The 24,075-nt window shown below is 64.0% G+C and carries 26 protein-coding genes; 8 read left to right on the top strand and 18 right to left on the bottom strand.

The annotated features are described in order from the left end of the window. Positions 1–5 precede the first annotated feature (5 nt). Positions 6–1,205 carry a M24 family metallopeptidase gene (locus C453_RS04225; RefSeq protein ID WP_008322936.1) on the top strand — a complete coding sequence of 400 codons (1,200 nt, stop codon included), beginning with the start codon at positions 6–8 and terminating at the stop codon, positions 1,203–1,205. A gap of 26 nt (positions 1,206–1,231) precedes the next feature. Here the strand turns inward: C453_RS04225 and C453_RS04220 are convergent, their stop codons facing one another. Continuing rightward, positions 1,232–1,474, bottom strand: coding sequence for a DUF7533 family protein (locus C453_RS04220; RefSeq protein ID WP_049907496.1), 243 nt, complete (start codon positions 1,472–1,474; stop codon positions 1,232–1,234). 115 nt (positions 1,475–1,589) lie between these two features. Here C453_RS04220 and C453_RS04215 point away from each other — a divergent pair, with 115 nt between their 5' ends. After that, positions 1,590–3,413: an SLC13 family permease gene (locus C453_RS04215; RefSeq protein WP_008322934.1), complete on the top strand. Its 1,824-nt coding sequence runs from the start codon at positions 1,590–1,592 to the stop codon at positions 3,411–3,413. A gap of 202 nt (positions 3,414–3,615) precedes the next feature. Here C453_RS04215 and C453_RS04210 read toward each other — a convergent pair whose 3' ends face one another. After that, the gene (locus C453_RS04210) at positions 3,616–4,362 is read right to left on the bottom strand and encodes a DUF502 domain-containing protein (protein ID WP_008322933.1); all 747 of its coding nucleotides are present in this window, start codon (positions 4,360–4,362) and stop codon (positions 3,616–3,618) included. 114 nt (positions 4,363–4,476) lie between these two features. Here C453_RS04210 and C453_RS04205 point away from each other — a divergent pair, with 114 nt between their 5' ends. After that, on the top strand, positions 4,477–5,088 hold the full coding sequence (locus C453_RS04205) for a riboflavin synthase (RefSeq protein WP_049907527.1): 612 nt from the start codon (positions 4,477–4,479) through the stop codon (positions 5,086–5,088). Positions 5,089–5,115: 27 nt separating this feature from the next. Here the strand turns inward: C453_RS04205 and C453_RS04200 are convergent, their stop codons facing one another. The 3 genes from C453_RS04200 to C453_RS04195 form a co-directional block, all read right to left on the bottom strand. Continuing rightward, positions 5,116–6,345, bottom strand: coding sequence for an RNA-guided endonuclease InsQ/TnpB family protein (locus C453_RS04200; protein ID WP_008322931.1), 1,230 nt, complete (start codon positions 6,343–6,345; stop codon positions 5,116–5,118). A 3-nt stretch (positions 6,346–6,348) separates the two neighbouring features. Next, positions 6,349–6,495: a DUF2080 family transposase-associated protein gene (locus C453_RS19880; protein ID WP_007543159.1), complete on the bottom strand. Its 147-nt coding sequence runs from the start codon at positions 6,493–6,495 to the stop codon at positions 6,349–6,351. Between the two features lie 168 nt (positions 6,496–6,663). Further along, positions 6,664–7,707, bottom strand: coding sequence for a PrsW family intramembrane metalloprotease (locus C453_RS04195; protein WP_008322930.1), 1,044 nt, complete (start codon positions 7,705–7,707; stop codon positions 6,664–6,666). Positions 7,708–7,807: 100 nt separating this feature from the next. On the opposite strand from C453_RS04195, the gene C453_RS04190 reads away from it, so the two are divergent. Together C453_RS04190 and C453_RS04185 are read left to right on the top strand one after the other, a co-directional pair. After that, positions 7,808–8,182: a DUF7532 family protein gene (locus tag C453_RS04190; protein ID WP_008322929.1), complete on the top strand. Its 375-nt coding sequence runs from the start codon at positions 7,808–7,810 to the stop codon at positions 8,180–8,182. Beyond that, positions 8,179–9,585 carry a DUF402 domain-containing protein gene (locus C453_RS04185; protein ID WP_008322928.1) on the top strand — a complete coding sequence of 469 codons (1,407 nt, stop codon included), beginning with the start codon at positions 8,179–8,181 and terminating at the stop codon, positions 9,583–9,585. The genes C453_RS04190 and C453_RS04185 overlap by 4 nt, the downstream gene beginning before the upstream one ends. 68 nt (positions 9,586–9,653) lie before the next feature. On the opposite strand, the gene C453_RS04180 is transcribed toward C453_RS04185, so the two are convergent. From C453_RS04180 to C453_RS04155, 6 genes are all read right to left on the bottom strand, one after another. Beyond that, positions 9,654–10,448, bottom strand: a complete 795-nt coding sequence (locus tag C453_RS04180; RefSeq protein WP_008322927.1) for an alpha/beta fold hydrolase — start codon at positions 10,446–10,448, stop codon at positions 9,654–9,656. Positions 10,449–10,535: 87 nt separating this feature from the next. Next, positions 10,536–10,868, bottom strand: a complete 333-nt coding sequence (locus C453_RS04175; protein ID WP_007544577.1) for a NifU family protein — start codon at positions 10,866–10,868, stop codon at positions 10,536–10,538. Between the two features lie 113 nt (positions 10,869–10,981). Beyond that, complete coding sequence (locus tag C453_RS04170) at positions 10,982–12,466, bottom strand: LVIVD repeat-containing protein (RefSeq protein ID WP_008322926.1); 1,485 nt, start codon at positions 12,464–12,466, stop codon at positions 10,982–10,984. Positions 12,467–12,963: 497 nt separating this feature from the next. Next, positions 12,964–13,932, bottom strand: coding sequence for an ROK family protein (locus C453_RS04165; protein WP_008322925.1), 969 nt, complete (start codon positions 13,930–13,932; stop codon positions 12,964–12,966). A gap of 155 nt (positions 13,933–14,087) precedes the next feature. Then, complete coding sequence (locus C453_RS04160) at positions 14,088–14,768, bottom strand: TIGR00266 family protein (RefSeq protein WP_008322924.1); 681 nt, start codon at positions 14,766–14,768, stop codon at positions 14,088–14,090. A 70-nt stretch (positions 14,769–14,838) separates the two neighbouring features. Next, positions 14,839–15,297, bottom strand: coding sequence for a universal stress protein (locus C453_RS04155; RefSeq protein WP_008322923.1), 459 nt, complete (start codon positions 15,295–15,297; stop codon positions 14,839–14,841). 195 nt (positions 15,298–15,492) lie between these two features. On the opposite strand from C453_RS04155, the gene C453_RS04150 reads away from it, so the two are divergent. Beyond that, positions 15,493–16,233 (top strand): SDR family NAD(P)-dependent oxidoreductase, encoded by a 741-nt coding sequence (locus C453_RS04150; RefSeq protein ID WP_008322922.1) that lies wholly within the window; start codon positions 15,493–15,495, stop codon positions 16,231–16,233. A 79-nt stretch (positions 16,234–16,312) separates the two neighbouring features. On the opposite strand, the gene C453_RS04145 is transcribed toward C453_RS04150, so the two are convergent. Both C453_RS04145 and C453_RS04140 read right to left on the bottom strand, forming a co-directional pair. Beyond that, complete coding sequence (locus C453_RS04145) at positions 16,313–16,693, bottom strand: DUF5611 family protein (RefSeq protein ID WP_007544566.1); 381 nt, start codon at positions 16,691–16,693, stop codon at positions 16,313–16,315. A gap of 71 nt (positions 16,694–16,764) precedes the next feature. Then, positions 16,765–17,787, bottom strand: coding sequence for a DUF7093 family protein (locus C453_RS04140; protein WP_008322921.1), 1,023 nt, complete (start codon positions 17,785–17,787; stop codon positions 16,765–16,767). 104 nt (positions 17,788–17,891) lie between these two features. On the opposite strand from C453_RS04140, the gene C453_RS04135 reads away from it, so the two are divergent. Together C453_RS04135 and ygfZ are read left to right on the top strand one after the other, a co-directional pair. Beyond that, entirely contained in the window at positions 17,892–18,191 is a 300-nt protein-coding gene (locus tag C453_RS04135) for a DUF6432 family protein (protein WP_007544562.1), read from the top strand. A 153-nt stretch (positions 18,192–18,344) separates the two neighbouring features. Next, complete coding sequence (gene ygfZ, locus C453_RS04130; protein ID WP_008322920.1) at positions 18,345–19,436, top strand: CAF17-like 4Fe-4S cluster assembly/insertion protein YgfZ; 1,092 nt, start codon at positions 18,345–18,347, stop codon at positions 19,434–19,436. Positions 19,437–19,468: 32 nt separating this feature from the next. Here the strand turns inward: ygfZ and C453_RS04125 are convergent, their stop codons facing one another. From C453_RS04125 to C453_RS04105, 5 genes are all read right to left on the bottom strand, one after another. Further along, positions 19,469–19,918: a nucleotidyltransferase family protein gene (locus tag C453_RS04125; protein WP_008322919.1), complete on the bottom strand. Its 450-nt coding sequence runs from the start codon at positions 19,916–19,918 to the stop codon at positions 19,469–19,471. A 53-nt stretch (positions 19,919–19,971) separates the two neighbouring features. Next, positions 19,972–21,054: a geranylgeranyl reductase family protein gene (locus tag C453_RS04120; protein WP_008322918.1), complete on the bottom strand. Its 1,083-nt coding sequence runs from the start codon at positions 21,052–21,054 to the stop codon at positions 19,972–19,974. Positions 21,055–21,157: 103 nt separating this feature from the next. Beyond that, positions 21,158–22,150: a WD40/YVTN/BNR-like repeat-containing protein gene (locus C453_RS04115; protein WP_008322917.1), complete on the bottom strand. Its 993-nt coding sequence runs from the start codon at positions 22,148–22,150 to the stop codon at positions 21,158–21,160. Positions 22,151–22,216: 66 nt separating this feature from the next. Further along, positions 22,217–23,020 (bottom strand): ABC transporter permease, encoded by an 804-nt coding sequence (locus tag C453_RS04110; protein ID WP_049907526.1) that lies wholly within the window; start codon positions 23,018–23,020, stop codon positions 22,217–22,219. Next, positions 23,020–24,069: an ABC transporter ATP-binding protein gene (locus C453_RS04105; protein WP_008322915.1), complete on the bottom strand. Its 1,050-nt coding sequence runs from the start codon at positions 24,067–24,069 to the stop codon at positions 23,020–23,022. The genes C453_RS04110 and C453_RS04105 overlap by 1 nt, the downstream gene beginning before the upstream one ends. Positions 24,070–24,075 lie beyond the last annotated feature (6 nt).

The following is a 24,075-nucleotide window of genomic DNA, read 5'->3' as shown; positions in this document are numbered from 1 at the left end:
TCGCCGTGCCGTCCGGTCCCCGCGGCGGTGACGCGCTCGACGCCGCACTCGACGACCGAGACGCGCTCGGATACGTCTTCATCGGCCGCGGCCCAGACCCGACCCTTCGGTACCTCACGGGTCGCGGGTTCGACACCACCGTCGTGTACGTTCGCGTCGCTGGCGAGAGCCATCTTCGGGTTCCATCGACGATAGAGACACCCGAGGTTCCGGGTGTCGCGGTCCGAATCGACGACAAACCCGCGGGGAAGGCCGCAGCGGCAGTCCTCGGTTCGGAGGCGACCAGCGGAACGGTACTCGTGCCGCAAACGATTCCGCACGACGCCGCACTACACCTCGAATCGGCCGGGTACGACCTCGCTTCGACTCCCGTGCTCGACAATGCGTGCGCGGTCAAAGATGACGACGAGCGCGCCGCTATCGAGACGGTTCAGCGGGCCGCCCGACGCGGAATCGCTCGTGCGGCCGAGATACTTGCCGATGCGACCGTTGACAACGCTACAACCACTGACGACGACGCCGACGCGACCGACGACGACACCGCCCACACGGCCGACGACGACGGCACGCTCGTCTGGGACGGCGCACCACTCTCGACAGAACGCATCCGTCGACAGGTGAACGTCGCGCTCGCAATCGAGGGCGTCGATGCCGCCGGTGCGACGACCGTGGACGTTGGCGGACGCGAACGGAGTGGAGAGACAACACCTGAAGACGACGCCAGTGCGGTCGTCCTCCGGGCCGACGACCCGGTCGTCGTCTCGGTCGCTCCCCGCGGCCGCGACGGCTACCGCGGCGCGCTCGCTCGAACGTTCGTCGTCGATGCCGACGGCGGATGGGAGCGCCGCGCGCACGTCGCCTGCGACGCCGCCCGAGACGTTGCACTCGTCGAAGCAGGCCCGGGAGCAGACGCCGCGTTCGTCGGCAGCGAAATCCGTGCCGAGACCGCCGCGTTCGGGTTTTCACCGAGCGAAGAAGTGGCGCGAGACGTCGGCGGCGGCATCGGACTCTCGCTGTGTGAATCCCCGCCGCTCGACGGCGACACAGAGCTGTCGGCCGGGAACGTTATTCGAGTTCGGACAGCCGTCAGCGACCCAGAAAACGGGCGTATCGAACTGGTCGACGTGATGGCAATCGACGACGACGGGCCGGTGTTTCTCGGCGACCCGCCGACGAGTCTCGACCCGGCGGCGTGGTCACAGTAGCGACCGCAACTCGGGAGAAAAAGCGGTTATTCGTCTTCGTCCGGGTCTTTTGCGACCCCGCCGATGACTTTTTCTGCGGCAATCATCGGGATGTCCTGCGGCGTCGTCAAGTACTTCGGGAGAGCGACCATCAGGACCGCGAGGAGGAGCATTCCGCCGCCGAAGACGGTCTGGCCGTCGGTGAGGAGTTGCACCCCGAAGATTCCGACGGGGATGGCGAAGATGAGCGTCGCCCCCAGCCCGAGCATCTCCAAGATTCCAAGTCGCATCGAGCGCCGGTAGTCCGCGGGCAGAGAAAAGTGTCGCGACAGCCGGGTGTACCTATCAGCCGTGCGAACTCCTCACCCGAGCAACCATTAAGCCGTCTCCGAGTCCACACACGGCATGGTCGCGGTCACATCCGGAATGCTCGTCGTCTTCGCACTCGTGGTCGTCACGATGGTGCTGTTCGTGACGGAGGCGACTCCGCCAGACGTGACCGCCATCGGCGTCATCGTCGCGCTCGTCGTGCTCGAACCGTGGACACAGGTCGATTTACAGACCGGTCTCTCAGGGTTTTCGAGCACCGCGACGATTACCATTCTCGCGATGTACGCCCTCAGCAAGGGTATCCAGAACACCGGTGCGATTCGACTCCTCGGCGACGCCGTCTCGAAGTTCACCCACGGAAGCGAGCGCCGACTGCTCGGGGCCGTCGTCGGTCTGACCGGCCCTATCGCGGGTGTCATCAACAACACGCCGGTCGTCGCCGTATTCATCCCGATGGTCGCCGACCTCGCCGACGAAGCGGCCGTCTCGCCGTCGAAACTACTCATTCCGCTTTCGTACGCGTCCATGCTCGGCGGGACGCTCACACTCATCGGAACCGCGACGAACCTCGTTGCGAGCGAGGCGTACGCGACTGCGACGGGCGAGCCACCCTTCTCGATGTTCGTGTTTACCCCGCTCGGGATAATCGTCCTCCTCGTCGGCGGGGTCTACCTCATGACCGTCGCGCCGCGTCTCATCCCCGAACGAATCCCACCGGGGAACCGGACAGCGAGTTACGGCGTCGAACCGTTCCTCGCCCGGGTGTTGGTTCCATCTCGGTCGCCGCTCGTCGGGTCGCCCGCGAAGGAAGTCGCCGACGACGCCCACCGTGACCTCAACGTGGACATTCTGGACGTGTTGCGGGGGCAAACGCACTTCATCGCCACCGATTCCGACCGCGACGTAGAGGCACGGGACATCCTCACGATTCGCGGCGACCCCGCGACGATACGGGAGTTCTGCCGACTCGCAGAACTGCGGTTTCTCCCGCGGGCGAGCGTCACGGACGAAGAACTCGACCGCCCGGAACAAGTCGCGCTCGTCGAACTCGTCGTCCCTCGCGAATCGGGACTCGTCGGCGAGACAATCGGTGGGGCACGCCTCCGCGAGCGGTACGATGCCACGGTCCTCGCGGTTCGTCGACGCGGCGGCGAACTCATTCGCGAGCACTTCCGCGACGTAGAGCTGCAGGTCGGTGACTCGTTGCTCCTCCAGACGACCGACGAGACGGCCCGGTATCTGAAGGACACCGACGACTTCGTCGTCACGAGCGAAGTCGTTGAGAGCCTCATCGAGGACGGTGAACTCTCTCCATCGGCGCTTCGGGCGTTCGCCATCGTCGCGGCCGTCATCGGCTTGGCAGCCGTCGGAGCAGTGCCAATCGCCATCGCCGCACTCGGTGGGGTCGTCGCGATGGTCGTCACGGACGTCCTCTCGGCGAGCGAAGCCTACGACGCCGTGAGTTGGAACGTCATCTTCCTCCTCGCGGGCGTCATCCCACTTGGGCGGGCGCTCCAACTAACTGGTGGGGTGGCCCTCATCGGCGAACTGGTAGGGCAGACGGCGATGGTCCTCCCGATTCTCGGCGTCCTCGCGTTGTTCTACGTCCTGACTGGCCTGCTGGCGAACGTGATTACGCCTGTGGCCAGTGTCGTCCTCATCTTACCCATCGCCATCGATACGGCACTGCGACTGGGGGCGGACCCGTTCGGGTTCGCTATCGCCGTCACGTTCGCCGGAAGTACCGCGTTCATGACGCCAATCGGGTACCAGACGAATCTCATGGTGTACGGACCGGGCGGCTACCGCTTTACCGACTACCTTCGGGTCGGTGCACCACTCCAACTGCTGCTCGCGGGGGTTACGACGGTCGGTATCGCGTTCCTGTGGGGCGTGTGAGTCGAGAGGTTGGGGGTAGGAGATTGGAGGTTGGAGGTGGGAGGTTGGAGGTGGGAGGTTGGAGGTTGGAGGTGGGAGGTTGGAGGTGGGAGGTTGGAGGTTGGGGGTGGGAGGTTGGAGGTGGGAGGTTGGAGGTGGGAGGTTGGAGGTTGGGGGTGGGAGGTTGGAGGTGGGAGGTGAGAGGTAGGAGGTAGGAAGGTCGTCACTCCGTCGGGTCGGCCTGAGAGCCTTCCGACTGTCCACGTCCTGACTTCGACTGCTCTGCGTGCTCACCTTTCGAATTCTCGGGCGAATACGCCGCTGGCCCGGAGGGGAGCGTCTCGGGGTCGTCCACGCTCAGCCCGGTCGTGACGAGCAATCGGAGTCCGCGGCGGACGGGCATGTCGAGTTCCCGAACCTCGTCGGGCGAGACGACGATGAGTGCCCCTGCAGTCGGGTTCGGGCTGTGCGGCACGAACACGGTGAGGAGTTCTTCGCCCACTTCGTTCGTCATCGCAGATGGCGCGTCGTTGGTGACGAACCCGAGCGAGTAGAGTCCTTCACGCGGGTACTCGACGAGGACGACGCGGTCGTATCCGGCGGTCGGTTCGGTGAGCGACTCGGAGACCTGCCGGACCCCGAAGTAAATGGTGCGGACGAACGGAAGCAGTCGAACCCCGCGTTCGAAACTCCCGAAGAGTTGCTGGCCGAGGCTCATCGACGCGAGATAGCCGACGAACGTGATGGTGGCCGCGATGACGAGCGCCGAGAGGACCTGCGAGATGAGAACGATATCACCGGAGTACGACAGGACCTCGGCGAGAACGGGATTGACCTGTCGAACGAGCGGGCGAATCGTCGCCGCAATTCGGTTGAATGCAAATTGCAGGACGAACACCGTCACTGCCAGCGGCGTGACGAGCACGAGACCCGTGACGAAACTACTCTGAAGTCGAGACCAGACGCCCATACCGCCTGTGGGTGCGACGACGACAAAATGGTATGGGAGCACCTGACTCATCACGAAACTGTGATAGTGAACAGAAACGATGGGCATTAAATGCCACCACCCGAAGCCGAGTGTATGTTCACCGGCATCGTGGAAGGGGCGGGCGAAATCGTCGGCGTGACGGACGCCGAGGGTGGCCGACGCCTCCGCATCCGCACCGACGTCGCGTTCGACGACCTCCACCACGGCCAGTCTATCGCCGTCTCGGGCGTCTGTCTGACCGTCGAGGAGTTCGGCGACGACTGGTTCGACGTGTTCCTCGCCGCAGAGACCGTCGAGAAGACCTATCTCGGAACCGTCGAGGAAGGCGACCGCGTCAATCTCGAACGCGCGCTCGCGGCCGACGCCCGGTTCGACGGCCACCTCGTCCAAGGCCACGTCGATGGTACGACCACGGTAACGGCCATCGAGCAGGTCGGCGACGACTGGTACTTCGAATTCGACCTGCCCGAATCGCTCTCGCAGTACGTCGTGCAGAAGGGCTCTGTCTGTCTCGACGGAATCAGCCTCACCGTGGCCGACCGCCGCGAGGACTCCTTTGCGGTCGCTATCATCCCAACGACGTACGACCTGACGACGCTCTCGAACAAAGAGGTCGGCGACCCGGTCCACGTCGAGGTCGACGTCGTGGCTAAGTACGTCGAGTCGATGCTGGACGGGTACGCAGAACAGTTGCTCGCCGAATAGCGCTGCGTCCGAGTGAACTACCCCACCCTACTCGCTCACCGCTGACGCGGTTCGCTCCTTGAGGGTGGGGCTTCCTGTTTCCACGACGCGCTTTGCAGATACAGGCGTATCCACAGGGAGCGCAGTCTCCACAGGCGTTGATTCGGAGTATCCCACACCTACATCTTCGAGACCGCGAGAAAGAATGTTCCACGCCGCATTCGCGTCCCTATCCGCCTCGAACCCACACGAAGGACACGAGTGTTCACGAACCCACAGCGGTTTGTCTGTCTTGACACCGCAGGACGCACACTCTTTCGTCGTATCTTTCGGGTCAACTGCGACGAAGTGCGTTCCTTCGCGCTCGCACTTGTATTTGAGCATCCGCAGAAACGTCCCCCACGCCGCTCCTGCCCGGTTGCGCGAGTTGCCCGGCAGTTCGACCAGTCCCTTCGCGTCCAAATCCTCAACGGCCACCAAGTCGTACTCAGTGGCGTAGTAGTTCGAAAGTTTGTGCAAGAAGTCTCGCCGTTTCCGCTTCAGGTCGGCGTGGCATTCGGCAACAACCCGACGTTGTTTTTTCCAATTCGCAGAGCCGCGTTCCTTCCGCGAGAGGTCGCGTTGTACGCGTTCGAGTCGCTCACGTTCCTCGCTGAAGTCGGGACCCTCGATAGCGTACCCATCGGTGTCGTGGGCGTACTTGAGAATCCCCACGTCGATACCCACAACTTGCTCTGGTTTCTCAGGTTTCTCCGTCGTGGCTTCGTCCACGTCGATGCCGAACGTGGCGTACCACCCACCCGTTGGTTCCTGCTTGACCGTGACCTGTTTGATGGTCGCGTTCTCGGGGATGTCTCGGTGGAATTGAATCGGTATTTCTCCGATTTTGCTCAACCACAACGTAGGCCGACCACTCGTATTCTTGAGTTTGAAGCCGGTCTGGTTGTAGGTGAGCGACCGATACTCCCGAGGCGGTTTCCACTTGAGCATCCCCACGGTACGTCCGTTCTCCTTCTGCGCTTTGAGCGTGGAGAGGTTGTCATAGACGCGCTTGACGACCATCTGGAGAACTTTCGAGTGAACGCCTCCGAGATCAGTCCACCATGATTTGAGGTCGGGAAGTCGCCCCTGCACTTCGTAGCGGGCGGGGATGGTGTCTGCCTCGTTGAGTAGGTGGAGGACGTGGTTGTACAGTTGCCTACAAGTATCGACGTGGTGTAGAAGCGTCTCAGCGACGTCTTCTGTCGGATTGAGTCGATACTTGTAGTTGTACTGCATGTCTTACTCGTCTGAATCGGGTTCGGAGACGCGGACGACTTTCACGTCGGCTCCGCGCCAGCGTTTGGGAACGATGACGTGGGCGCTATTCCCCGACGGTTTTGCGGTTCCGTCGAGGACTTCTTCGCCTTCGATTTCAAATCGATCCATAAGCGATGTATAGACTTCGGATAGACATAAAGGTGGGGGTGGCCTGTGGGCCGGGCGGTGAACGTGTTTGAGAACCGTGCGGCGCTGTATCCCCTCCCTACTGCGCTACTCGGTCGCTTCGCTCCCTACGTTTCTCCTTGAGGAAGGGGACTTAGCGCCTAATTACAGTTAATCTTCGAATTCAGTCGTCTCGGAGCCGAGCGACGCGGCACTCGGGCCGGTCGCGTTGGCAGTGTGGTACGCCCGGGCGTATCGGCGAATCTTCCCGACCAAGTAGAGACCGAAGATGCCGTCGTAGATGATGACGTAGACGAGGAACGACGCGAGGACGCCGAGACCCGTAAACGACGAGATAAGGGAGGCACCGATACCGACCGTCGAGTTGTACGTCGCGTGGACGAGTGACGCGAGGATGAGTCCCTTGATGACGATTGGGCCTGCGTGCTGTTTGTTGAATTTGGCGAGTCCGAGGTAGTAGCCCGCGATAGCCGAATAGATGACGTGTCCCGGCCCGGCGAGGGCGCGGACGGCCGTGATAGTGCCGCCAGCACCGATGATTCCGACACCACCTGCTGCGCCGAGGTCGAGGCCGGATTCGGAGATGTTCCGAGTGATGTACAGGGCGTTTTCGATGGTCGCGAATCCGAGGCCCGCCATCGCGCCGTAGACTGCCCCGTCGACGACGGCCGAGAAACTGTCGTGGGTGTAAGCGTAGAGCCTGACCGCGAGCAGCTTCACCGTCTCTTCGACCGGTCCGACGACGAGATAAAAGAAGATGAGAGAGCCGAAGAAGCCGACCGAGAGCTGGAAATCGCGGGCGATAGTCTGGCCGACCTGGCTCAGCAGTGAGTTGGCGACGGCCGCGAAAGTCGCGGTGAGCACGCCGAGAAGGAACGTCACAACCAGCATCGAGATGGGTTCGCTTCTGGTGACGTCGCTGTAGTAGACGTACGCGGCCAGTCCGAGCGCGGGGAGCGCAGAGAGGAGTGTAAGCGCCCCTATCTGCGGGTCGGTGATGGCAGAGAGGCCACCGATACCGACGAGAATGAGAAAGGCGGCGAGAATGACCGTCGCGCGGGTCGAAGCGACCAAGAGGCGGTAGAGCGCGACCGCCAGCCCGTCGACCGACGTTCGCTCTTCCCACGTGGCGATGTCGTAGAGGTCAGTCGAGTCGCCCGTCGCGCGCTCGACCGGGTCTTGGCTGCGGTCCATTGTCACCCAGAACGGTCTCCCGTCGGGTAATAGCTTCGCCCTGCGGAGGCGTCACGCCAGACCGAGAGAGGTTAAAAACCCGCAGGACGAACGGCCGAACATGCACTTCGACCCCCGCGAACAGGCGGCGCTCCGCGAGGTCGGCCTCGACACTGACGACCTCCGAACGGCTTCGGACCTCGTGAGCGACGCCGTCGACTCGGACGCCGAGCAACTCGACCAGTTCTTCGGCGATGGTGGAACGTTCTACTCGAACATGGAGATGGCCCACAGCGCCAGCGACGTACAGGAACACACCGTCGACCACGTCGACCTCTACACCCACGGCGCGGAACTCCGCGGCTACCTCAGGTTCGACTCCTGGGGCGTCCCCATCGAGGGTGGACGCATCCTCTCTGAGGACGTGGTCGAACTCACCCTCGGACCGACCGTGGACGGGCGCGTGAAGTTCGCCCGCGACGCCGACGACCTATGAAGGTCCGCGTCCGCGGCATCTACACCACCGCGTTGACGCGGTTGTTCCTCGAAACCGGCCACGACGTGGTACAGGCGTCCGACCCGATTCGAGAGCGATTCGACGCCGAGTTCGACGCCGCAGACCACGACGTCGCGGTCGAGACGACCACCGACCGACAGGGCGTCGGCGTGAGCGGAACGACCGACGCTGTCGCCGAGGCGACCGACCTCCTCTCGGACCTCGGTATCGACACCTTCGCGTGGGACGACCCCGCGCCGACTGGCGCAGTGTTCGACGCTCGCGTGACCGAAACCCTCGGTGGCGGCGCTATCTGCGACCTCGGCGAGACGGAGGGATACCTCTCGTACGGTGACATCGACGGTCGCGTCGAAGTCGGCGACGAAGTCCGGGTTCAGGTCTCAGAAGCGGCCGCCCCGTGGCGCGACCGCAGACACGACCTGACGGGCGAAATCCGCGCTATCGCGGGACTCGCAACCCTCGACCCCGACTCCGAGGGCGTCCGCGTCGATACCCGCGACGAGGCGGCCGCCCGCGAACTCGCCGGAATGACCGACCTTCTCGGCGGCGACCCACCCGAAGGCTGGGGAATTCGCTGGCACCGCGACGCCGTCGACGCCGACATGGGTGCGCTGGACGACGCGCTCGACCGAGCGGCCGACATCGCTACCGAACTCGACGCCGTCCTCGACGAGCCTATCGACGCCCCTCGCGTTGTCGCCGCCCCCTCGGCGACCACGTGGGTCTGGTTCGGCCGCGAGACGCGCTTCGAACTCGACGAGCATCGCCGCGCAGTCGAGACGACGATGGCGGGCCACCACCGAACCAAGGCCGCGTCATCGTCGGCCTCGGCTGGCGTCGACCTCGCAGAAGCCCTCTGCGACGGTGTCGAGAACGGCGAGTTCCCGTTCGACGTGGTGACGGCGCAGTTCGGCCCCCTCGAAGGCGACGAGGTCGAAATCGGCCACGGAAAGCCGGACGGCCGACTCATCACGCTCGGAGCGGGCGAAGTCGTGGAACGCGACCCCGAGGGAACCATCGAGATTCGACGCCAGATGTCCGGTGTCGGGACGTACGACGCCCTCGGCATCGACCAGGAGACGGGCGACGTGGCCGTGACGAAATTCCGCGAAGGGCGTTGGTGGTATCCGACGACCTACCGCGATTCGGAAGGGAGCGTGAAGGGCACCTACGTCAACATCTGTACGCCCGTCGAGTGCTTCCCCGACCAGATTCGCTACGTCGACCTCCACGTCGACGTGGTGAAACACGCCGACGGGACGGTCGAACGCGTCGACGACGACGAACTCGACGAGGCGGTCGAAGCAGGGAACATCTCGGAAGAACTGGCCGAGAAAGCTCGGTCGGTAGCGTCGAGTCTGGAGTCCGCGCTGTCAGAGTGAATCAGGAGTCGGCGCTGTCAGAGTGAATCTGGAGTCGCCGTTGTCGGGATGAAAGGCAGACAGCACACTCACCGCGACTCGCGCACGAACTGCAGAACCTCGTCGGCGAACAGGTCCGGCGCGTCGTAGTACGCGAGATGTGTTTGCCCCTCCAAGACGGCGATTCGACTGTTTGGGAGGGTTTCGTCGAGGTGGGCGGCAGTCTCTTTGTCGGCTGTCGGACTCTCACCACCAACGAGCAGTAGGGTTGGAACGGTCACGCCGCGACGCTGTGCTGTGTCGAATTCGTAGTCGGCGAGCGTTCGATACTCCCGGAGTACCGTCTGGGCAGCTTCGACGCGCTCTGGCCAGACGTCGGACGATTGGAGCGACGTAATCCCGTCTTCCGACAGCCCGTCAACGACCTCGCGGAGGAACACCAACAGCGCCTCCTCGTTTCGGTCGTCCGCGAGGAGCGCCTCAATATCGTCGGCGACGGCCGCCGAGTACAGCCCGTCGGCCGAACGCAGAACTGTGGGTTCGTACAGTACGAGCGACTGGAGATTGTCCGTGCGGAGCGCCGCTTCGAGCGCGCAGAGTGCGCCGAACGAGTGCCCGAGGAGCGTCACCGGCTCGTCGAGCGAATCGACGACTGCGGCCACGTCCTCGGCTTCGCGTTCGAGACTGTACTCGTCCGCGTCACCGCTTTCGCCCCGGCCGCGACGGTCGAGCGTGTAGACCGTGGCGTGTGCTTCGAGCGTCGGGCGAATCGCGTCCCAACTCGTGTGGTCGCCGGCGGTTCCGTGGACGAGGACGAGCGGCGGTCCATTTCCTCCCCGCTCGTACGCGATGGCGGTCCCATCTGCTGACGTTATTGTGTGCATCGTGTCACCAATGTGAATACCACGCTGGTGAGCTACAATATCCTTCTGCAGAGTGGGTTCAGGGTTCGAACGGAGAACTCCGAGAGCTTAGAAGTGACCGGGGTCTTCGGTCCCGTACTGCACCTCGCCGCCGCGGCCGCCTTCGACGGTGCTGCTACCGTGGTCGCCCGAACTGGGGACTTTGACCTGTACGTCCTGAATCTCGTCGAACGTCATGATGAGGTCGGACTGGATGTTCTGTGCGGTGATGTTGGAGATGCCGCAGCCGGCGCAGGCCCCACCCAGTTCGACGACGACCTCGCCTGTCTCTGGGTCGGCCTTTCGCACGACGCTGTTGCCGCCGTGCATCTGGATGATGGGCATCTGACCCACCATCCACGTCTCGACGCGCTCTTTGAGAGTCTCCGACTCGTCGCTCATGTCTCGAAGCTTCGAATCCCACGGATTAGAATGGAACGGTTCTCCCACCGCGCGGCCGGGTGAGAGAAAGGCTGTCGCGGTCGTTCGTGATAGATTCGGTCTTGCGGGTCGAGTCAGTCCTCGCGGCGGGCGCGGTGTCGATACCACAGGCCTGCGGCCCCGAGTGCCGCAGCGCCGACGCCAACCCCGAATCCGGGTGCGTTCGTGGCCGATGTCGCCGTCTCGGGCGCACTCCCGTTGCTCGACTGGGACGTCTCCGTCGGCGTGTTGACGAGCGAGTCGGTCTTCGTCTCGGGGGCGAGCGCCGGTGGGTTGAGTTGTTCGCCAGCGTGGTCGGGGAAAGTATAGAGCGCGCCCGGCACGTCGTCGAAGCCCCAGCTGGATGCGACGAAGACGCCCTCGTCGGCGAAGGGATAGGCGTACTGCGCGGTCCAGAAGTTCGTCTGGTCCGGGTCGCGCCACCACGCGAGTTCGACCGGGTCGCTCGGGTCCGACACGTCGTGGCGCTTCACGCCGCCGCGATACCACGACGTATAGAGGCGGCTGTCGTGGAAATCGAAGTTGTGCGCGGTGGTCCAAACGCCACCCAGCGTCGGGTCTGGACTCGCCGGTGGGTCGATAGTCGAACGCTGTACCGGAGCTGTCGGGTCCGACACGTCCCACAGTTCGACACCACCTGGTCCACCGACGAGTTCGGTCGATGGCGTGGTCGTCTCGTCGCTCGTCTCCCCGTCGTCACGTTCGACTTCGAGTGCCCACGACTCGATGCCGATGCCGAGCAGGTCGCCCGAGTCGTCGGTGGCGACGTAGTGATGATTCCCCGGAGGAGTTCGCCCGACGCGGCGACGCTCTCGCCCCGAAAGACCGGCGAGTTCCGCGGGGTCACCGGGAGAGATGGACCCGAGCGTCGTCGGGTTCGTTGGGTCGGATACGTCGACCATCCACGTACCGGCGTCCCAGTGCGCGATGAACACCACGTCGTCGTGCACCCACACGTCGTGGATTGCCCGCACCGACGACCCAACTTCGGCCCACTGGCTGTCTTCCGAGACGAGTGACCAGCGGCCGAGTTCGGCTCCGGTTTCGACGTCGAGGACGACAAGAGGGTTCCTGTCGCCGTCGTTGGCCGTGAGGTACGCCCGCCCGTCGGCGGCGAAGCAGTTGTGAATCGGAAAGTCAGTCTCGTAGAAGGCCTGTTCGGTCGGGTCGCTCGGGTCCGACACGTCCACGACGAGGACGCCGGACACAGCGCCCGGAATCGGGTTCGCCGGGCCGACAACGAGCAACGTGTCGCCGTCGAGTTTGACGTCGAAGATACCTCGAAGCGGGCCGTCATCGTGGTCGGAAAGACGGTTTCGTCGCTCGGCGAGGACAGTCGGCCTGTCGGGTGTCGAGATATCGACCGTCACGTAGCCCGTCGTCGCGGCGACGAACGCGGTCTGGCCGTCGGCCGAGCAAACGGCTTCTTTCGCACCCTCGATATCGACGCGGCCGAGCGGTTCGAAGGGGCCGGGGTGGGCGGCAGCACGGTGGGACGCACCGACGGAGCCTGCAAAGAGGGCACCGCCGGTTACGCGGAGGAACTGGCGACGGTCCACACACGTCCTCGGTGCGGAGAGGAGAAAAGTCGGACGGACGCCACGCTCGGGAGGCGAAAGGGGTGAGAATGGTACGACACCGACCGGCGGTGGGTGGGTGGGTGGTGGGAAACCGCCGACGGTGTCGAACGGTCGGCAGTGGTGGTGGGGGGAGGTGCCGACCGAATCCCGTCCTAGCTTCCGGTGGAACGCCCGTGCACCGTCGTCGGCGATGGGAACGGGACCATCGACGACCGCACCGCGTCTCTCGGCGGCGACGGGTGCACACCTCGAGTATCCCACACGGGGATTATAAGCCTGTACCATCGAATATCAATCGAGATAATACTATTCGGGGTGCTCGGTTCGGCTCGTCGCAACACAGCGGCGGGGGAGAGGTGTCGAATTATCGTTCGACCTCAGCTCGTTCTCGAAGTTGTGTCTGCCAGACGTATCGTTTTACAGCCGCGAGCGGTCACCAGTGCCACCAGCGCTCCCACTGGTGAATATCTGCGGCCTTACAGCCGCGAGCGGTCACCAGTGCCAGCGGTCATCGCACTCGCGAGCGCCCCCTCGACCACGACTTCGTCGCCCAGCGTCGTCAGCTGAATCTCGGGAATGTTCGACATGACCATCTCGCTCATCTGCTCTCGTATCGGGTTCAACACGAGTTCCGGGTTGTTGAGTGCGACTGCGCCACCCACGTAGATGATAAGCGGCGCGTACGAGTGGACGATGTTCGCCACGCCCATCGCGTTCCAGTGAGCGACTTGCTTGACGACGTGGTCGGCGAAGTCGTCGTCACCAGCGTGTTCGAACACATCGACCGCAGAAAAGTCGGGGTCGTCTATCGGCAGCGAGGTTTCGACCGGGTCTTCTTCGTGAAGTTCGCGCGCGTATTTCGGGATGTTGTTCCCGGAACAGTATCCTTCCCAGTGGCCATCGTGACCACAGCCACACGTCATGAATCCGTGGGGGTCGAGCGTCATGTGACCGACTTCGCCAGCGTTGCCGTCCCACCCGGCGAGGACGTGGCCGTCCACACAGACACCAGCGCCGATACCCGAGGAGATGGTGAGATACACCATATCGTCGGGGTTGCGGTCGGAGTGGAAGCGCTCGCCGATGACACCGGCGTTCGTGTCGTTGTGGAGATACACCTCGTCGGTGTCGAGAAGGACCGACAGCGGGCCGGTCAACGGAATCCGGTCGATAGTGTCGGGAAGGTTCGCCGGGTTCTCCACTGCACCTTCGGCCAAGTCGAGCGGGCCAATCGCGCCGATACCGGCCGCGACCGCGTCGCTCGGGTCGATACCTGCTTCACCACACGCCTCACGGACGACGCCGAGGACTGCCTCGGTGACTGCGATACCGGTCGGCCCTCGCGGCGTCCGGTCGCGCGCCTGTCCGAGGAGTGTTCCCTCGCCGTCGGCGACGACCGCACGGACGTTCGTCGCTCCCAGGTCGACGCCCACGTAGTACGCCATTGACTGCATAGGGATTCGCGCGGCACTTAACTAAGCGGGATTTACTGCAGATTTACTCGGTGTCCGATAGCGATTCACAAAATGTGCTGCGGCGAAGTATTCGGGGTCTACCGCGCCGAGCGACGTGGTAGCCTCCTGCGAGAGGTTGTTCGTGTCTACTGCGAGGAGTTGCCCGTCGGCAGTTGCGGGATGAGCCACGAGAGGAACGCGTCCATGCTCCGCGATTGCAACCAGACCGACCCCGGGCCGGTGAACGTACAGACCAGTCCCTCACCGCTGAACAAGGTGGATTTCAGCCCCCCGACGCGCTCGACGTCAAAGTTCGTCGTGCCGTCGAAGGCGACGATGTGGCCGGTATCGACCGTGTACTTCTGCCCTTCGTCGAGTTCGACTTCGTGAATCGCGCCGTAACTCGACAGGAACGCGTCGCCGGTGCCCTCCAGTTTCAGGAGAAACAGCCCTTCACTCCCGAAGAAGGTGCGCGCACCGCCGAAAGAGGTGTCGAGGTCGAGGGCCGTATCGGAGGCAAGATACGACCCAGACTGGACATACAACACCTCGTCCGAGAGGTGGCTCTCGACGACGTCACCGGGAAGCGGCGGGGCGAACGAGACTTCTCCGGGTGTCGTCGCGGTGAACGTGTTCTGGAAGAACGATTCGCCGCCGAGGACGCTGCGCTTGAGCGACCCGAGTAGGCCGCCCTGCGCACTCGTCTCGATGTCGATTCCCTCGTCGTAACTCACCATCGCACCCGCTTCGGCGCGTATCGACTCCCCCTCACCGAGGGAGACAGTTAGGAGGGCGAACGATGGCCGGTACTCGATAGAGTAGTCCATACAGACGTGACGACGCGCCGAACCATGTGCGTATCGCAGAAATGACAGAAACGACGAATACCAGTGGAACTTACTTGGTATCTGCGCGGACGAACGTCACTGGGCACGGAGATTCGAGCATGACTTCCTGTGCGAGGCTTCCGAAGACGGCCTTTCCAGCGGGAGAGCGCTTCCGACCACCGACGAGAAGGCGGTCGGCGTCGATGTCCTTTGCGAGGGCGACGAGTTCGTCGGCGTAGTCGCCGACAGCCCCTCGGACGATATAGTCGACGTCCGCCTCTTCGAGTTTCTTAACGATGTCTCGGACGGTCGCGTGTCGGCGGGCGACGTCGTCGCCGGATACCTCTTCGGCCGTTACGTCGAAGTCGAGGTTGTCCAGTGCGTCGTTGTACTCGCTTTTCGTGAAGACGTGGCCGATGACCACGGTCGCGCCGGTCGGACCGGCGACGTCGATTGTCTCCTCTGCGAGTCGGTCGAGTCGGTCGGTGTCTCCGGCACCGACGGCGAGTAAGATAGTTTCGATAGCCATACCAGTCGGTTCGCTCTCGGCCTACTTAACCGTGGCGGAGAATTTACTCAGTTCCGAAGTAAGAATTTTGCGACTGTCGGTGTCGCAGTCGCTCGTCGCTAGTATGACGTTTGTTAGCACTATGTATCTTACTTCGGTCCAGATATTTGTCGGTTCGGTCGGTGTGTCTTTGGTTCCCGACACCGACATCGACGTATGCTCTCGGTCGACCTCTCGGACCACGTGGTGTTGGTGACAGGCAGTGCGAAGGGTGTCGGTCGCGACCTCCTCCTCGCGACCGCCGACGCGGGCGCGTCGGTGGCAGTGCATTACAACACGAGCGAGGCGGAGGCGACGGCGACGATGGAAGAGGCGCTCGAACGCGGTGCATCCGACGCGACGACCGTCTCCGGCGACGTGACCGACCCCGATGACGTGGACGCGCTCTTCGACGCGGTCGAGGCCGACCTTGGTCCGGTTACTGCGCTCGTCAACAACGTCGGCGCGTTCGCACCGCAACACTGGGAAGACATCGACTTCGAGACGTGGCAGACGGTCGTCGAGACGAACTTCTACGGGACGTATCTCTGTTCGAAGCGCGCGCTCGGCCCCATGCGCGACGCCGGGTTCGGCCGCATCGTCAACGTCGGCTACGCCGGCAGCGAGAAAGCGCTCGTCTACCCCGTCAACTTCCCGTACTTCGTCGCCAAGACGGGCGTTCTGATGTTCACGCGAATGCTCGCTGCCGACACCACGGACGACGGCATCACCGTGAACGCCGTCTCGCCGTACGTCGTCGAGAACTCGGACAAATTCCCGGACGAGGCCCCCCGCGGTCGGTGGGCGTCGACCGACGATATCGCACAGGCAATGCTGTTCTTCCTGCATCCCGCGTCGGACTACGTGAGCGGCGAGAACATCGAAGTCGACGGCGGGTGGTTACCCGAACGACTCTGACGTGGGTCGGCGCGCGCACATCGCGGGCGCTGTCGCTCTGGACGTGATTGGTGAGAGAAATCGAGTCGCAGCCGACGTATCAGTAGTCCGGCGCGTCGTCTTCGACGGCGCGCTTCATGGAGTCGCGGCGCGATTTGGCGTCGCGGCCCGTCGCTTCGAGAAGGAAGTCGTTCTTTGCGCTGACGGCCTCACCGGCGGCTTCGAGGTCGTCCGGGCCGAGTTCGGTCGGGTCGGCCTCTTCGAAGTTGACCGCGAGGCGGTCTTTCTTCCCGCTGTACTTCACCGCGCCGACGACGACGCGCTGGAAGACGGGATTCTTCGGTTCGCCGACGACGTAGAGGTCGCTTCCTTTGTACTCCTCGGTCTCGGTGATGGGGCCGAAGTAGTCCTCGACAGTCGCTTCCATGTCCGGGACCCGCTCTTCGAGCGTCTCCCCACGACGCATCTTGTATTCCTTCATGGGCGCTCTTTCGATAGCCGGTGGTTTACCTGTTTCGTGACTCTACGAAGCCTGCGACGGCGTGACGGGGGTCAGGCCTGTCGCTCGGCGATATATCCTTTTCGGCACTCGGGGCAGATGTCGCCCGCGCGCATCGACGACGCGGAGGCACCGCGGGAGTGGCCGCAGTTCGGACAGTAGTACTCGACTGCCTCGTCGGGCGTCTCGGTGCCGAGGTTCGGGTCGTCGGCGCGCACGAACTCGTCGTCCGCAGCCTCGATGTACTCGTCGTTCGAGTCGGAGTCGACAGCCCCGTTTGCCTCGGGGCGCAGGCCGCCGCCGAAGGAGACCGACATTGGCTCGCCGTCGTCGGGCTGTGCGTCCCAACCGGTGTCTTCGCCCTGCTGTTCGGGCCACGCACCGTGTTCGCGAGTCTGCGTCTGGCCGGTCGCATCGGCGTCACGTCGGCCCGTGTCGGATGCAGGGTCGGAAGATGCCTCGGCGGCCGCGTCGGCGTCGATGAACTCCGCGTCGTCGTCGTCGGGCGGCGTCTCCGGGACGGGGTCTTCGGTGTCCATCTCGTCCACCTCGTCGGGCCACTGCGTCCGGTCGCGTCCCGACTCGTCGTCATCGTCGTCGAGGATGATTGCGTCGTCAGTGACCGGCGGTTCGTCCAATTGCTCGGCGCTCTCGTCGCCCGTCTGGTCCGGGGCCTGAGTCTGCTCCGGTGCCGACGCCGCAGCCTCGTCCGGCGTCGACGCGGGCGTCTGTGCTGGCTCGGAGGGCGTTTCAGCGCTCACATCGGCCTGCGCCTCCGTCTCCGGGTCGGGCGCAGTCTCGATTGGCGACTCGTCGGGGGCAGGACTCGGTTCGGGGTCGGCCGGTTCGAACCCTGCCGCGGCCGTCTCGACCTCGGCTTCCGTCATTCCCACCTCCTCGGGCGTCCGAATCGCGGTTACTTCCTTGTTCTCACTGATGACCTGTTCGTGACCGCAGCGCGAGCACACCTGTACCTCCCGAATCGAGACGACCACCTCGTCGCCTCGTTCCTCGCGCTCCCGTTCCGTCTCGGGTTCCCCGTAGGAATGCCCGAGAAGACGGCAAGTAAGTCCCATTACGCGAGCATTCGGGGGTTCTGGAACAAAAAGGTACCTCCTGTTCGTCGGACGCCCGTCAGACGGGCGGTACAAGTAAACCTCATGCGGGCGATGTACCGACTATGAGAGCGAGGCGGGAGTTTCGGAACCGCCGCGACATCGAAGTCGCGGTGCTCGACGCGCTCGTCGACCGCCACGAAGATGGGATGACGGTGTTCGAACTCCGTGCCGCCGTCGACTCCGACATCGACACCATCGAAGACGCGCTGTCTTCGCTGAAGTCGGAGAGCCTCATCGTGGTGGAAGAAGACCACCAGGGTGTACGCATCTACCCTGACGACCGCGTTGTCCCCGACCCCGGAGAGAGCGTCGAAGCCGATGCATCGTTGTTCGACCGCGTGCGCGACCGATTGGGTCTCTGATTGTCTCGGGCGCGTCGCCTCACGCGGCCGTCTGGGTGACCACTATCCGACTGGGACTACCCTATCACCCGACCGCGACCAGCCTATCACTCGGCCGCGACTACCCTGCCGCAGAGTGGGACTGTTTTACCCGCTGACGCCAAACGGGGAGTAATGACACTCGTCGCTTCGATTCACGAGTCCCACGGTGCGACGTTCGAAACACGCGGTGGTGTCGACGTGGTCAGCCACTACGGCCGCCCCGAACGGACGCACCGCGCAGTCCGAAACGGCGTCGGCGTCATCGAACACGGCTACGGCGTCGTCGTCGTCGAAGGTGAGGACCGAATCGAGTACGTCGACAACGCCGTCACGAACGCCGTCCCGACCGAAGACGGCGAGGGTGCCTACGCGCTGCTCTTGGACCCCGACGGCCGCATCGAGACGGACATGTACATCTACAACGCCGGCGAGCGCCTGCTTCTGTTTACTCCGCCGGACCGCGCCGAACCCCTCGTCGAGGAATGGCGCTCGAAGACCTTCCTCCAGCGCGTCCGCATCCGCGACGCTTCCGACGAGTTCGGCATCTTCGGCGTCCACGGCGCGATGGCGACAGAGAAGGTCGCAAGCGTCCTCGCAAACGCGGGCGCGCCCGAACCCGAACTCACGTTCGTTCGCGGGTCTATCGGCGGTGAGTTGGGTGTGACTGTCGTCGCCGCCGACAACCCGACCGGCGAAGAGGGCTACAGCATCATCTGCCGCGCGAAGGACGCAGAAGACGTGTTCGAGGCGCTCCTGCACTACGGCAACCCGGCAGTTCCCCTCGGCTACCAGACGTGGGACACGCTCACCGCCGAGGCCGGAACGCCGCGCTTTGAGACGGAACTGCGCGGGCGCGTCCCGAACGTCGTCGGCGTCCGCAACGCCATCGACTTCGACAAGGGCTGTTTCGTCGGCCAAGAAGTCGTCTCGAAAGTCGAAAACCGCGGTCGGCCGTCGCGCCGTCTCGTCGGCTTCAGCGCCGACGACCTTCCGGAGTCCGGTGCCGAGGTGTTCGCCGGAGACGACAGCGTCGGCGAAGTGACTCGCGCCGTCGAGAGCCCGATGCGTGAGGAGCCAATCGGCTTCGCACTCGTCGAGTACGACCTCGACACCGACGAGTTGGCGGTGGAGGTCGATGGCGAGCGCGTGGCGGCGACCCGCGAGACACTCCCGTTCGTCGAAGGCGGCGCTCGGTCGCTTCGGATTCCGACGTATTCGGAGTAGTCACCAGTAGTCTCCGCCGCGGCATCCCTCAGTTACCGCACAGAGACACCGAGTTCGGATTGTAAGCGTACCACAGTCTCCTGTTTCCCTATCTGCTCGTAGACTGTGACGAGGTGTTCGAGTGGAAGAAGCGGAACCCCTGAGTTCTCGGTCTGCACAACTTCGATGCGTTCGAGGTCGATGAGGGGAGTCTGGTGGCTCTTCTCTCGGTGACAGAATATCACTTCGACCTCCTCACCGTGGACCACATACGTGTCGATTTGGGATTGGCCGACTTCACGAGTGTCGGTGAATCCGTCCGAGAACCAGTCTCGGAACTCCTTCGCTGCCGCTTCCGTGGCGAGGATATCGATATCGGATGGGTCATCGTCGAGGCCCCTCAGCACGGAGTCGGTACTTCCGATGACGCACCACGTTGCACTGTCGGACAGCGTCTCTACGAGTTCCTCAAGAACGGTCTCTTGAGACGCAGACAAGGGCATGTTCGTGTCTCGACACGCAAGAACAAGGTTCTGCTGGAGCGCAGAGCCCCGTCTCAGAACAACTTCTTCAGGTGCTCTCTGGAGAAAAAGGAACTCGGCTTGTCCATGTGGACGCCGATTTCGCCCGAGAGCGTGCGCAAGCCGACGTGCTGGAGCCACTCGGGGAACGAGTAGCACTTTCGAACGAGGTGGCCGAGGCGGATTTCGGTCGAAAGCGTCTCGCGCCACGCTTCCTCGTAGTCGGCGAGTGTAGCCGGGTCGTCAGGGTCGATGGCGTCGGCGGCGTGGTCCGCCGACGTCATCCCATAGAGGATGCCGCCGCCGGTGAAGGGCTTCGTTTGGGCGGCCGCGTCACCGATGAGGAATGCGCGGTCAGTCGTCGTCTGCTCCGGCGGCCCGATGGGAATCGCACCCGAGCAGAAGTGCTCGGTCTCCACGTCGTAGGTGTTCGTGAGCGCGTCGAACATCTCGGTGACTTCCGCGCCCGGCGGGGCCGCCAGTCCGTACTCGACGCCTGCGTCACCGCGCGGGATGCGCCACGCGAAGAATCGCGGGACAGTGAGGTGAACGTCCACGAAGTCCCCGTCGTCTGGGTCTGGGTCGAACGCGAGGACGCCGTGGAGCGTCTCGGTCGGTTCGGGCAGGTCGAGCGAGCGACGGACGCGCGAGGTCGGACCGTCGCATCCGGCGACCATCTTCGCTTCGAACTGGACGGTCCCAGCCTCGCCCGCGACGCTCGCAGTGAGTCGAACCCGGTCGTCGAGTTCCTCGATGCCGGTGACGGTGTGACCCTCGCGAACGTCCGCACCGGCCTCGCGGGCGCACTCTGCGAGCGTCCGGTCGAGTTCGACGCGGTCGATGACGTTCGAGACCTCACTCTGCTTGTAGAACGGGTAGGCCTTCGAGTTCGGGCCGCCGACGTGGAAGTCAGCGCCGTAGATACGGTTCTGGAAGAGATGGTCGCGTGCATCGTCGGGCACGTAGTCCCAGATGTCGGTGCTGACGTGGCCCGAGCACGCGAGGGGCGTCCCTACTTCGCCTTTCTCCAGCGCGAGCACGTCGTACCCCGACTCGGTGGCACGGCGGGCGAACCGCGCGCCGGCGGGACCAACGCCGACGACGGCGAAATCGTACATAGTCGGTCGTCGAACCGACGCGGCAAGAAACTTCTCGGTTCGGTCGCGGGGTTGGAGTGCGGTGTCAGACGGTGCCAGCGGCCTTCAGAACGCGCCGGGAGCTTCAGTCGGCGACTGCGAGCCCCGATGCGGTCTGTCTCGACTCGCGCCACGGAACGTCGAGCTGCGTCCACGAGTCTCCGAAATCGGTCGTTCGGAAGATGCCGTGGTCGTTTGCGGCGTAGCACTCGCCGCCCGCGGCCCCCGTCGCCAAGACTGCTCGCGTCGCCCCCTCGCCCGTCGGCAGCCCGGTGTCGTCGAGTCGGGTCCACGGCTCCGACCCACGCCGTCGGTACAGGTACGCCTCGGCCGAACTCGTCGAGTGCGCTTGCCGAGGGCCGCGGGCGGACGTGACAAGCACAGACTCGGGGGCAGACGGATCGACGGCGACATTCCAGCAGTAGTTGTGCCGAAGCCCATCTGTGGGCGTCTCCCACGTCTCGCCGCCGTCGTCGCTCTCGGCGTAGCCGTCGCCCGCAGCGGCCCAGATGCGACCCGGTCTGTCCCGGTGTGTCGCCATCGAGTGCACGTCGCGTTTGGACGACGGGACGCGGTCGACCCACGACTCACCGCCATCTGGCGAGGTGACGAGTGCGCCAGCTTCGACAGCGACGAAAAGACGCTGTGGGTCACAGGGGTCGATTTCTATCCACCGGGCGTGGTGCGTGTGCGGCCGTGGGGGAAACGCCCATGTGGAAGTCGAGGGGAGACCGGTAAGCGGCGGCAACTCGGACCACGTCTCACCGCCATCTCTCGACCGAAACACTGCCGACGGCTCGGTCCCGGCGTAGACGACGCCGGGGTCGTCAGGCGAAATGGCGAGGCTCGTCACCGACTCGGCAACGGTGTCTCTGCCGACTGGGTGCCACGTCTCACCGCCGTCGGTCGTCCGAAAGAGTCCGCGGTCGAACGTCCCGCAGAAGGCTCGGTCTGGCGCGCGGGAGTCGGCGGCGACACATTCGAGCGTGCGGTCTTCGAGTCGGCGACGCACCGTGGGCGAACCCGGTGGGCCTGAGACCGACAGGACCGAACCGTCTGCTGCCGCGTAAAGTCGCATACATGGGCTACGAGTCGAATCGGCAAAAGTCCGGGCCGAAAAGAAAGGGACGTTCGAGGGTCCCGTTCAGGAGAGGTCGCGGCGCTCGAACACCTCGGCCGCGAGGACGACAACGGCGCACGCGACAGCCACGAGGACAGCGACACCGCCCCAGTCGACGTTGCCGAGGACGAGGAGTTCGCCGGGGTCGATGTACCGAGTCAGCGAGAGATTTCCGAGAAACTCGTAGTCGGTGTCGGTTGTCAGCGAGTCGAGGAGGAAGGTCCCGAAGACGACGCCGATAGCCGCGCCCTGCGCTCGGCGGACGCGTTTGAAAACCGTCGAGGCAAGGAGACCGATGGCAACGCAGTCGATGAGGTAGAGCCCGCCGACGGCGTGGACCAAGAGGAGTCGCGAGAGGCGAAGCTCTTCGTCGATGAGTCCGGCACCGACGACGACCGCAGCGAGGACGAGAAGGTCGACGATGATGACCGCGGGGAGCATCGCGAGGAACTTTCCGAGGACGAATCGCGTCCGGGAGATGGGTCGCACGAGGACGAGTTCGGCGGAGTTGCGGTCGACCTCGCCGGCGACGAGCGAGCCCGCGGCGTAGGCGAAGTAACTCCCGACGATGAGCAGCCAGACGAGTTGGTACAGTTCGACGACGAGGTAGCCATCCAGTGACGAGAGGTCCGAGACGCTGCCGACGAACGCCGTCTGGAACTCCTCGGGGTACGACTCCAACAGTTCGGCGAAGTCGACGTCTGCCTCGCCGAAGGAAGGAAACACGGCGATGGTGAGACCTACTGTGGCGACGAGAAGGACACTGACAATGAGGATGCCGCGCCGTCGCTGATTGAACTCGAACAGCGCGATGTCGAGTTCGTCTATCATTTCCGCCCACCTGCTTTGTCGTCGGTCGGGTCCCTCACCTCACCGTTCGTTGGTCCGGCGTCGGGGCTGACTCCTGTATCGGTGGCTGGTTCCCCGTCCGTCACTGTCTCTTGTTGTGTCTCCGTCTCCCCCTCGTTGTCCTGTCGCGCCTCCCCTTCGGGACCCGCGTCGTAGAAGTGCATGAACACGTCTTCGATGGCCGTCTCGCGGACTTCGAGGTCTTCGACGCGGTAGTTTTCGAGGGCGTCCACGAGCGCGTCGTAGTTCCCCGAGATGACGAGTCGAAGCGACCCATCGGGCTCGATGCGGGCGTCGATAGTCTCGTCGAACGCGAAGTCCGCGAGCGAGATTTCGTCGGGAGAGCTGAACGTGACGACTTTCCCGCTTCGGTCCAGCAGGTCGTCGATGTCCTCGACCGCGACGAGACGACCCTCGCGGATGATGGCGACGCGGTCACAGACTTGCCGGACCTCGCTGAGGATGTGCGTCGAGAAGAAGACCGAGACCCCCCGGTCGCGCTCTTGGCTGAGGAACTCGTAGAACTCCTGTTGAACGAGCGGGTCGAGTCCCGAGGTCGGTTCGTCCATCACGACCAACTTGGGGTCGTGCATAAACGCCTGTACGATGGCGAGTTTCTGCCGGTTCCCACGCGAGTAGGCACGAACCGGCCTGTCGAGCGGCACCGAGAAGCGTTCGAGCAGTTCCTCGCGGCGTTCGTCACCCGAGAGGCTCGCGAAGTAATCGAGCGTCTTCCGCCCAGTGACCTCGTCGTAAAACTGCGGGTCGCTGGGAATGTGGCCGACGTGCTGGCGAACGTCGAGGAAGGCCGCCTTGTCGTCGATGGGAGCACCGAGTACGCGGGCCGTTCCTGCGGACGGATTGAGAAAGCCGAGAATGAGACGAATCGCCGTCGACTTGCCGGCCCCGTTGGGTCCGAGAAAACCGAACAGCTTCCCCCGCGGAACCGTCAAATCGAGGTCCTCGACGCCGCGAACGTCCCCGTAGAACTTGGTCAACCCCTCGATTTCGATTGCGGGGGACGGCATGGTACG

The organism is Haloferax elongans ATCC BAA-1513 (assembly GCF_000336755.1).
In the GTDB taxonomy this organism is placed as follows: domain Archaea; phylum Halobacteriota; class Halobacteria; order Halobacteriales; family Haloferacaceae; genus Haloferax; species Haloferax elongans.
Note: the sequence above shows the minus strand (reverse complement) of the source record. Positions and strands in the feature narration are given on the sequence as shown.

Coding starts and splice junctions, on each gene's coding strand:
- C453_RS04220 (WP_049907496.1), bottom strand. CDS start 1,474: ATGCGACTTGGAATCTTGGAGATGCTCGGGCTGGGGGCGACGCTCATC.
- C453_RS04215 (WP_008322934.1), top strand. CDS start 1,590: ATGGTCGCGGTCACATCCGGAATGCTCGTCGTCTTCGCACTCGTGGTC.
- C453_RS04210 (WP_008322933.1), bottom strand. CDS start 4,362: ATGGGCGTCTGGTCTCGACTTCAGAGTAGTTTCGTCACGGGTCTCGTG.
- C453_RS04205 (WP_049907527.1), top strand. CDS start 4,477: ATGTTCACCGGCATCGTGGAAGGGGCGGGCGAAATCGTCGGCGTGACG.
- C453_RS04200 (WP_008322931.1), bottom strand. CDS start 6,345: ATGCAGTACAACTACAAGTATCGACTCAATCCGACAGAAGACGTCGCT.
- C453_RS19880 (WP_007543159.1), bottom strand. CDS start 6,495: ATGGATCGATTTGAAATCGAAGGCGAAGAAGTCCTCGACGGAACCGCA.
- C453_RS04195 (WP_008322930.1), bottom strand. CDS start 7,707: ATGGACCGCAGCCAAGACCCGGTCGAGCGCGCGACGGGCGACTCGACT.
- C453_RS04190 (WP_008322929.1), top strand. CDS start 7,808: ATGCACTTCGACCCCCGCGAACAGGCGGCGCTCCGCGAGGTCGGCCTC.
- C453_RS04185 (WP_008322928.1), top strand. CDS start 8,179: ATGAAGGTCCGCGTCCGCGGCATCTACACCACCGCGTTGACGCGGTTG.
- C453_RS04180 (WP_008322927.1), bottom strand. CDS start 10,448: ATGCACACAATAACGTCAGCAGATGGGACCGCCATCGCGTACGAGCGG.
- C453_RS04175 (WP_007544577.1), bottom strand. CDS start 10,868: ATGAGCGACGAGTCGGAGACTCTCAAAGAGCGCGTCGAGACGTGGATG.
- C453_RS04165 (WP_008322925.1), bottom strand. CDS start 13,932: ATGGCGTACTACGTGGGCGTCGACCTGGGAGCGACGAACGTCCGTGCG.
- C453_RS04160 (WP_008322924.1), bottom strand. CDS start 14,768: ATGGACTACTCTATCGAGTACCGGCCATCGTTCGCCCTCCTAACTGTC.
- C453_RS04155 (WP_008322923.1), bottom strand. CDS start 15,297: ATGGCTATCGAAACTATCTTACTCGCCGTCGGTGCCGGAGACACCGAC.
- C453_RS04150 (WP_008322922.1), top strand. CDS start 15,493: ATGCTCTCGGTCGACCTCTCGGACCACGTGGTGTTGGTGACAGGCAGT.
- C453_RS04145 (WP_007544566.1), bottom strand. CDS start 16,693: ATGAAGGAATACAAGATGCGTCGTGGGGAGACGCTCGAAGAGCGGGTC.
- C453_RS04140 (WP_008322921.1), bottom strand. CDS start 17,787: ATGGGACTTACTTGCCGTCTTCTCGGGCATTCCTACGGGGAACCCGAG.
- C453_RS04135 (WP_007544562.1), top strand. CDS start 17,892: ATGAGAGCGAGGCGGGAGTTTCGGAACCGCCGCGACATCGAAGTCGCG.
- ygfZ (WP_008322920.1), top strand. CDS start 18,345: ATGACACTCGTCGCTTCGATTCACGAGTCCCACGGTGCGACGTTCGAA.
- C453_RS04125 (WP_008322919.1), bottom strand. CDS start 19,918: ATGCCCTTGTCTGCGTCTCAAGAGACCGTTCTTGAGGAACTCGTAGAG.
- C453_RS04120 (WP_008322918.1), bottom strand. CDS start 21,054: ATGTACGATTTCGCCGTCGTCGGCGTTGGTCCCGCCGGCGCGCGGTTC.
- C453_RS04115 (WP_008322917.1), bottom strand. CDS start 22,150: ATGCGACTTTACGCGGCAGCAGACGGTTCGGTCCTGTCGGTCTCAGGC.
- C453_RS04105 (WP_008322915.1), bottom strand. CDS start 24,069: ATGCCGTCCCCCGCAATCGAAATCGAGGGGTTGACCAAGTTCTACGGG.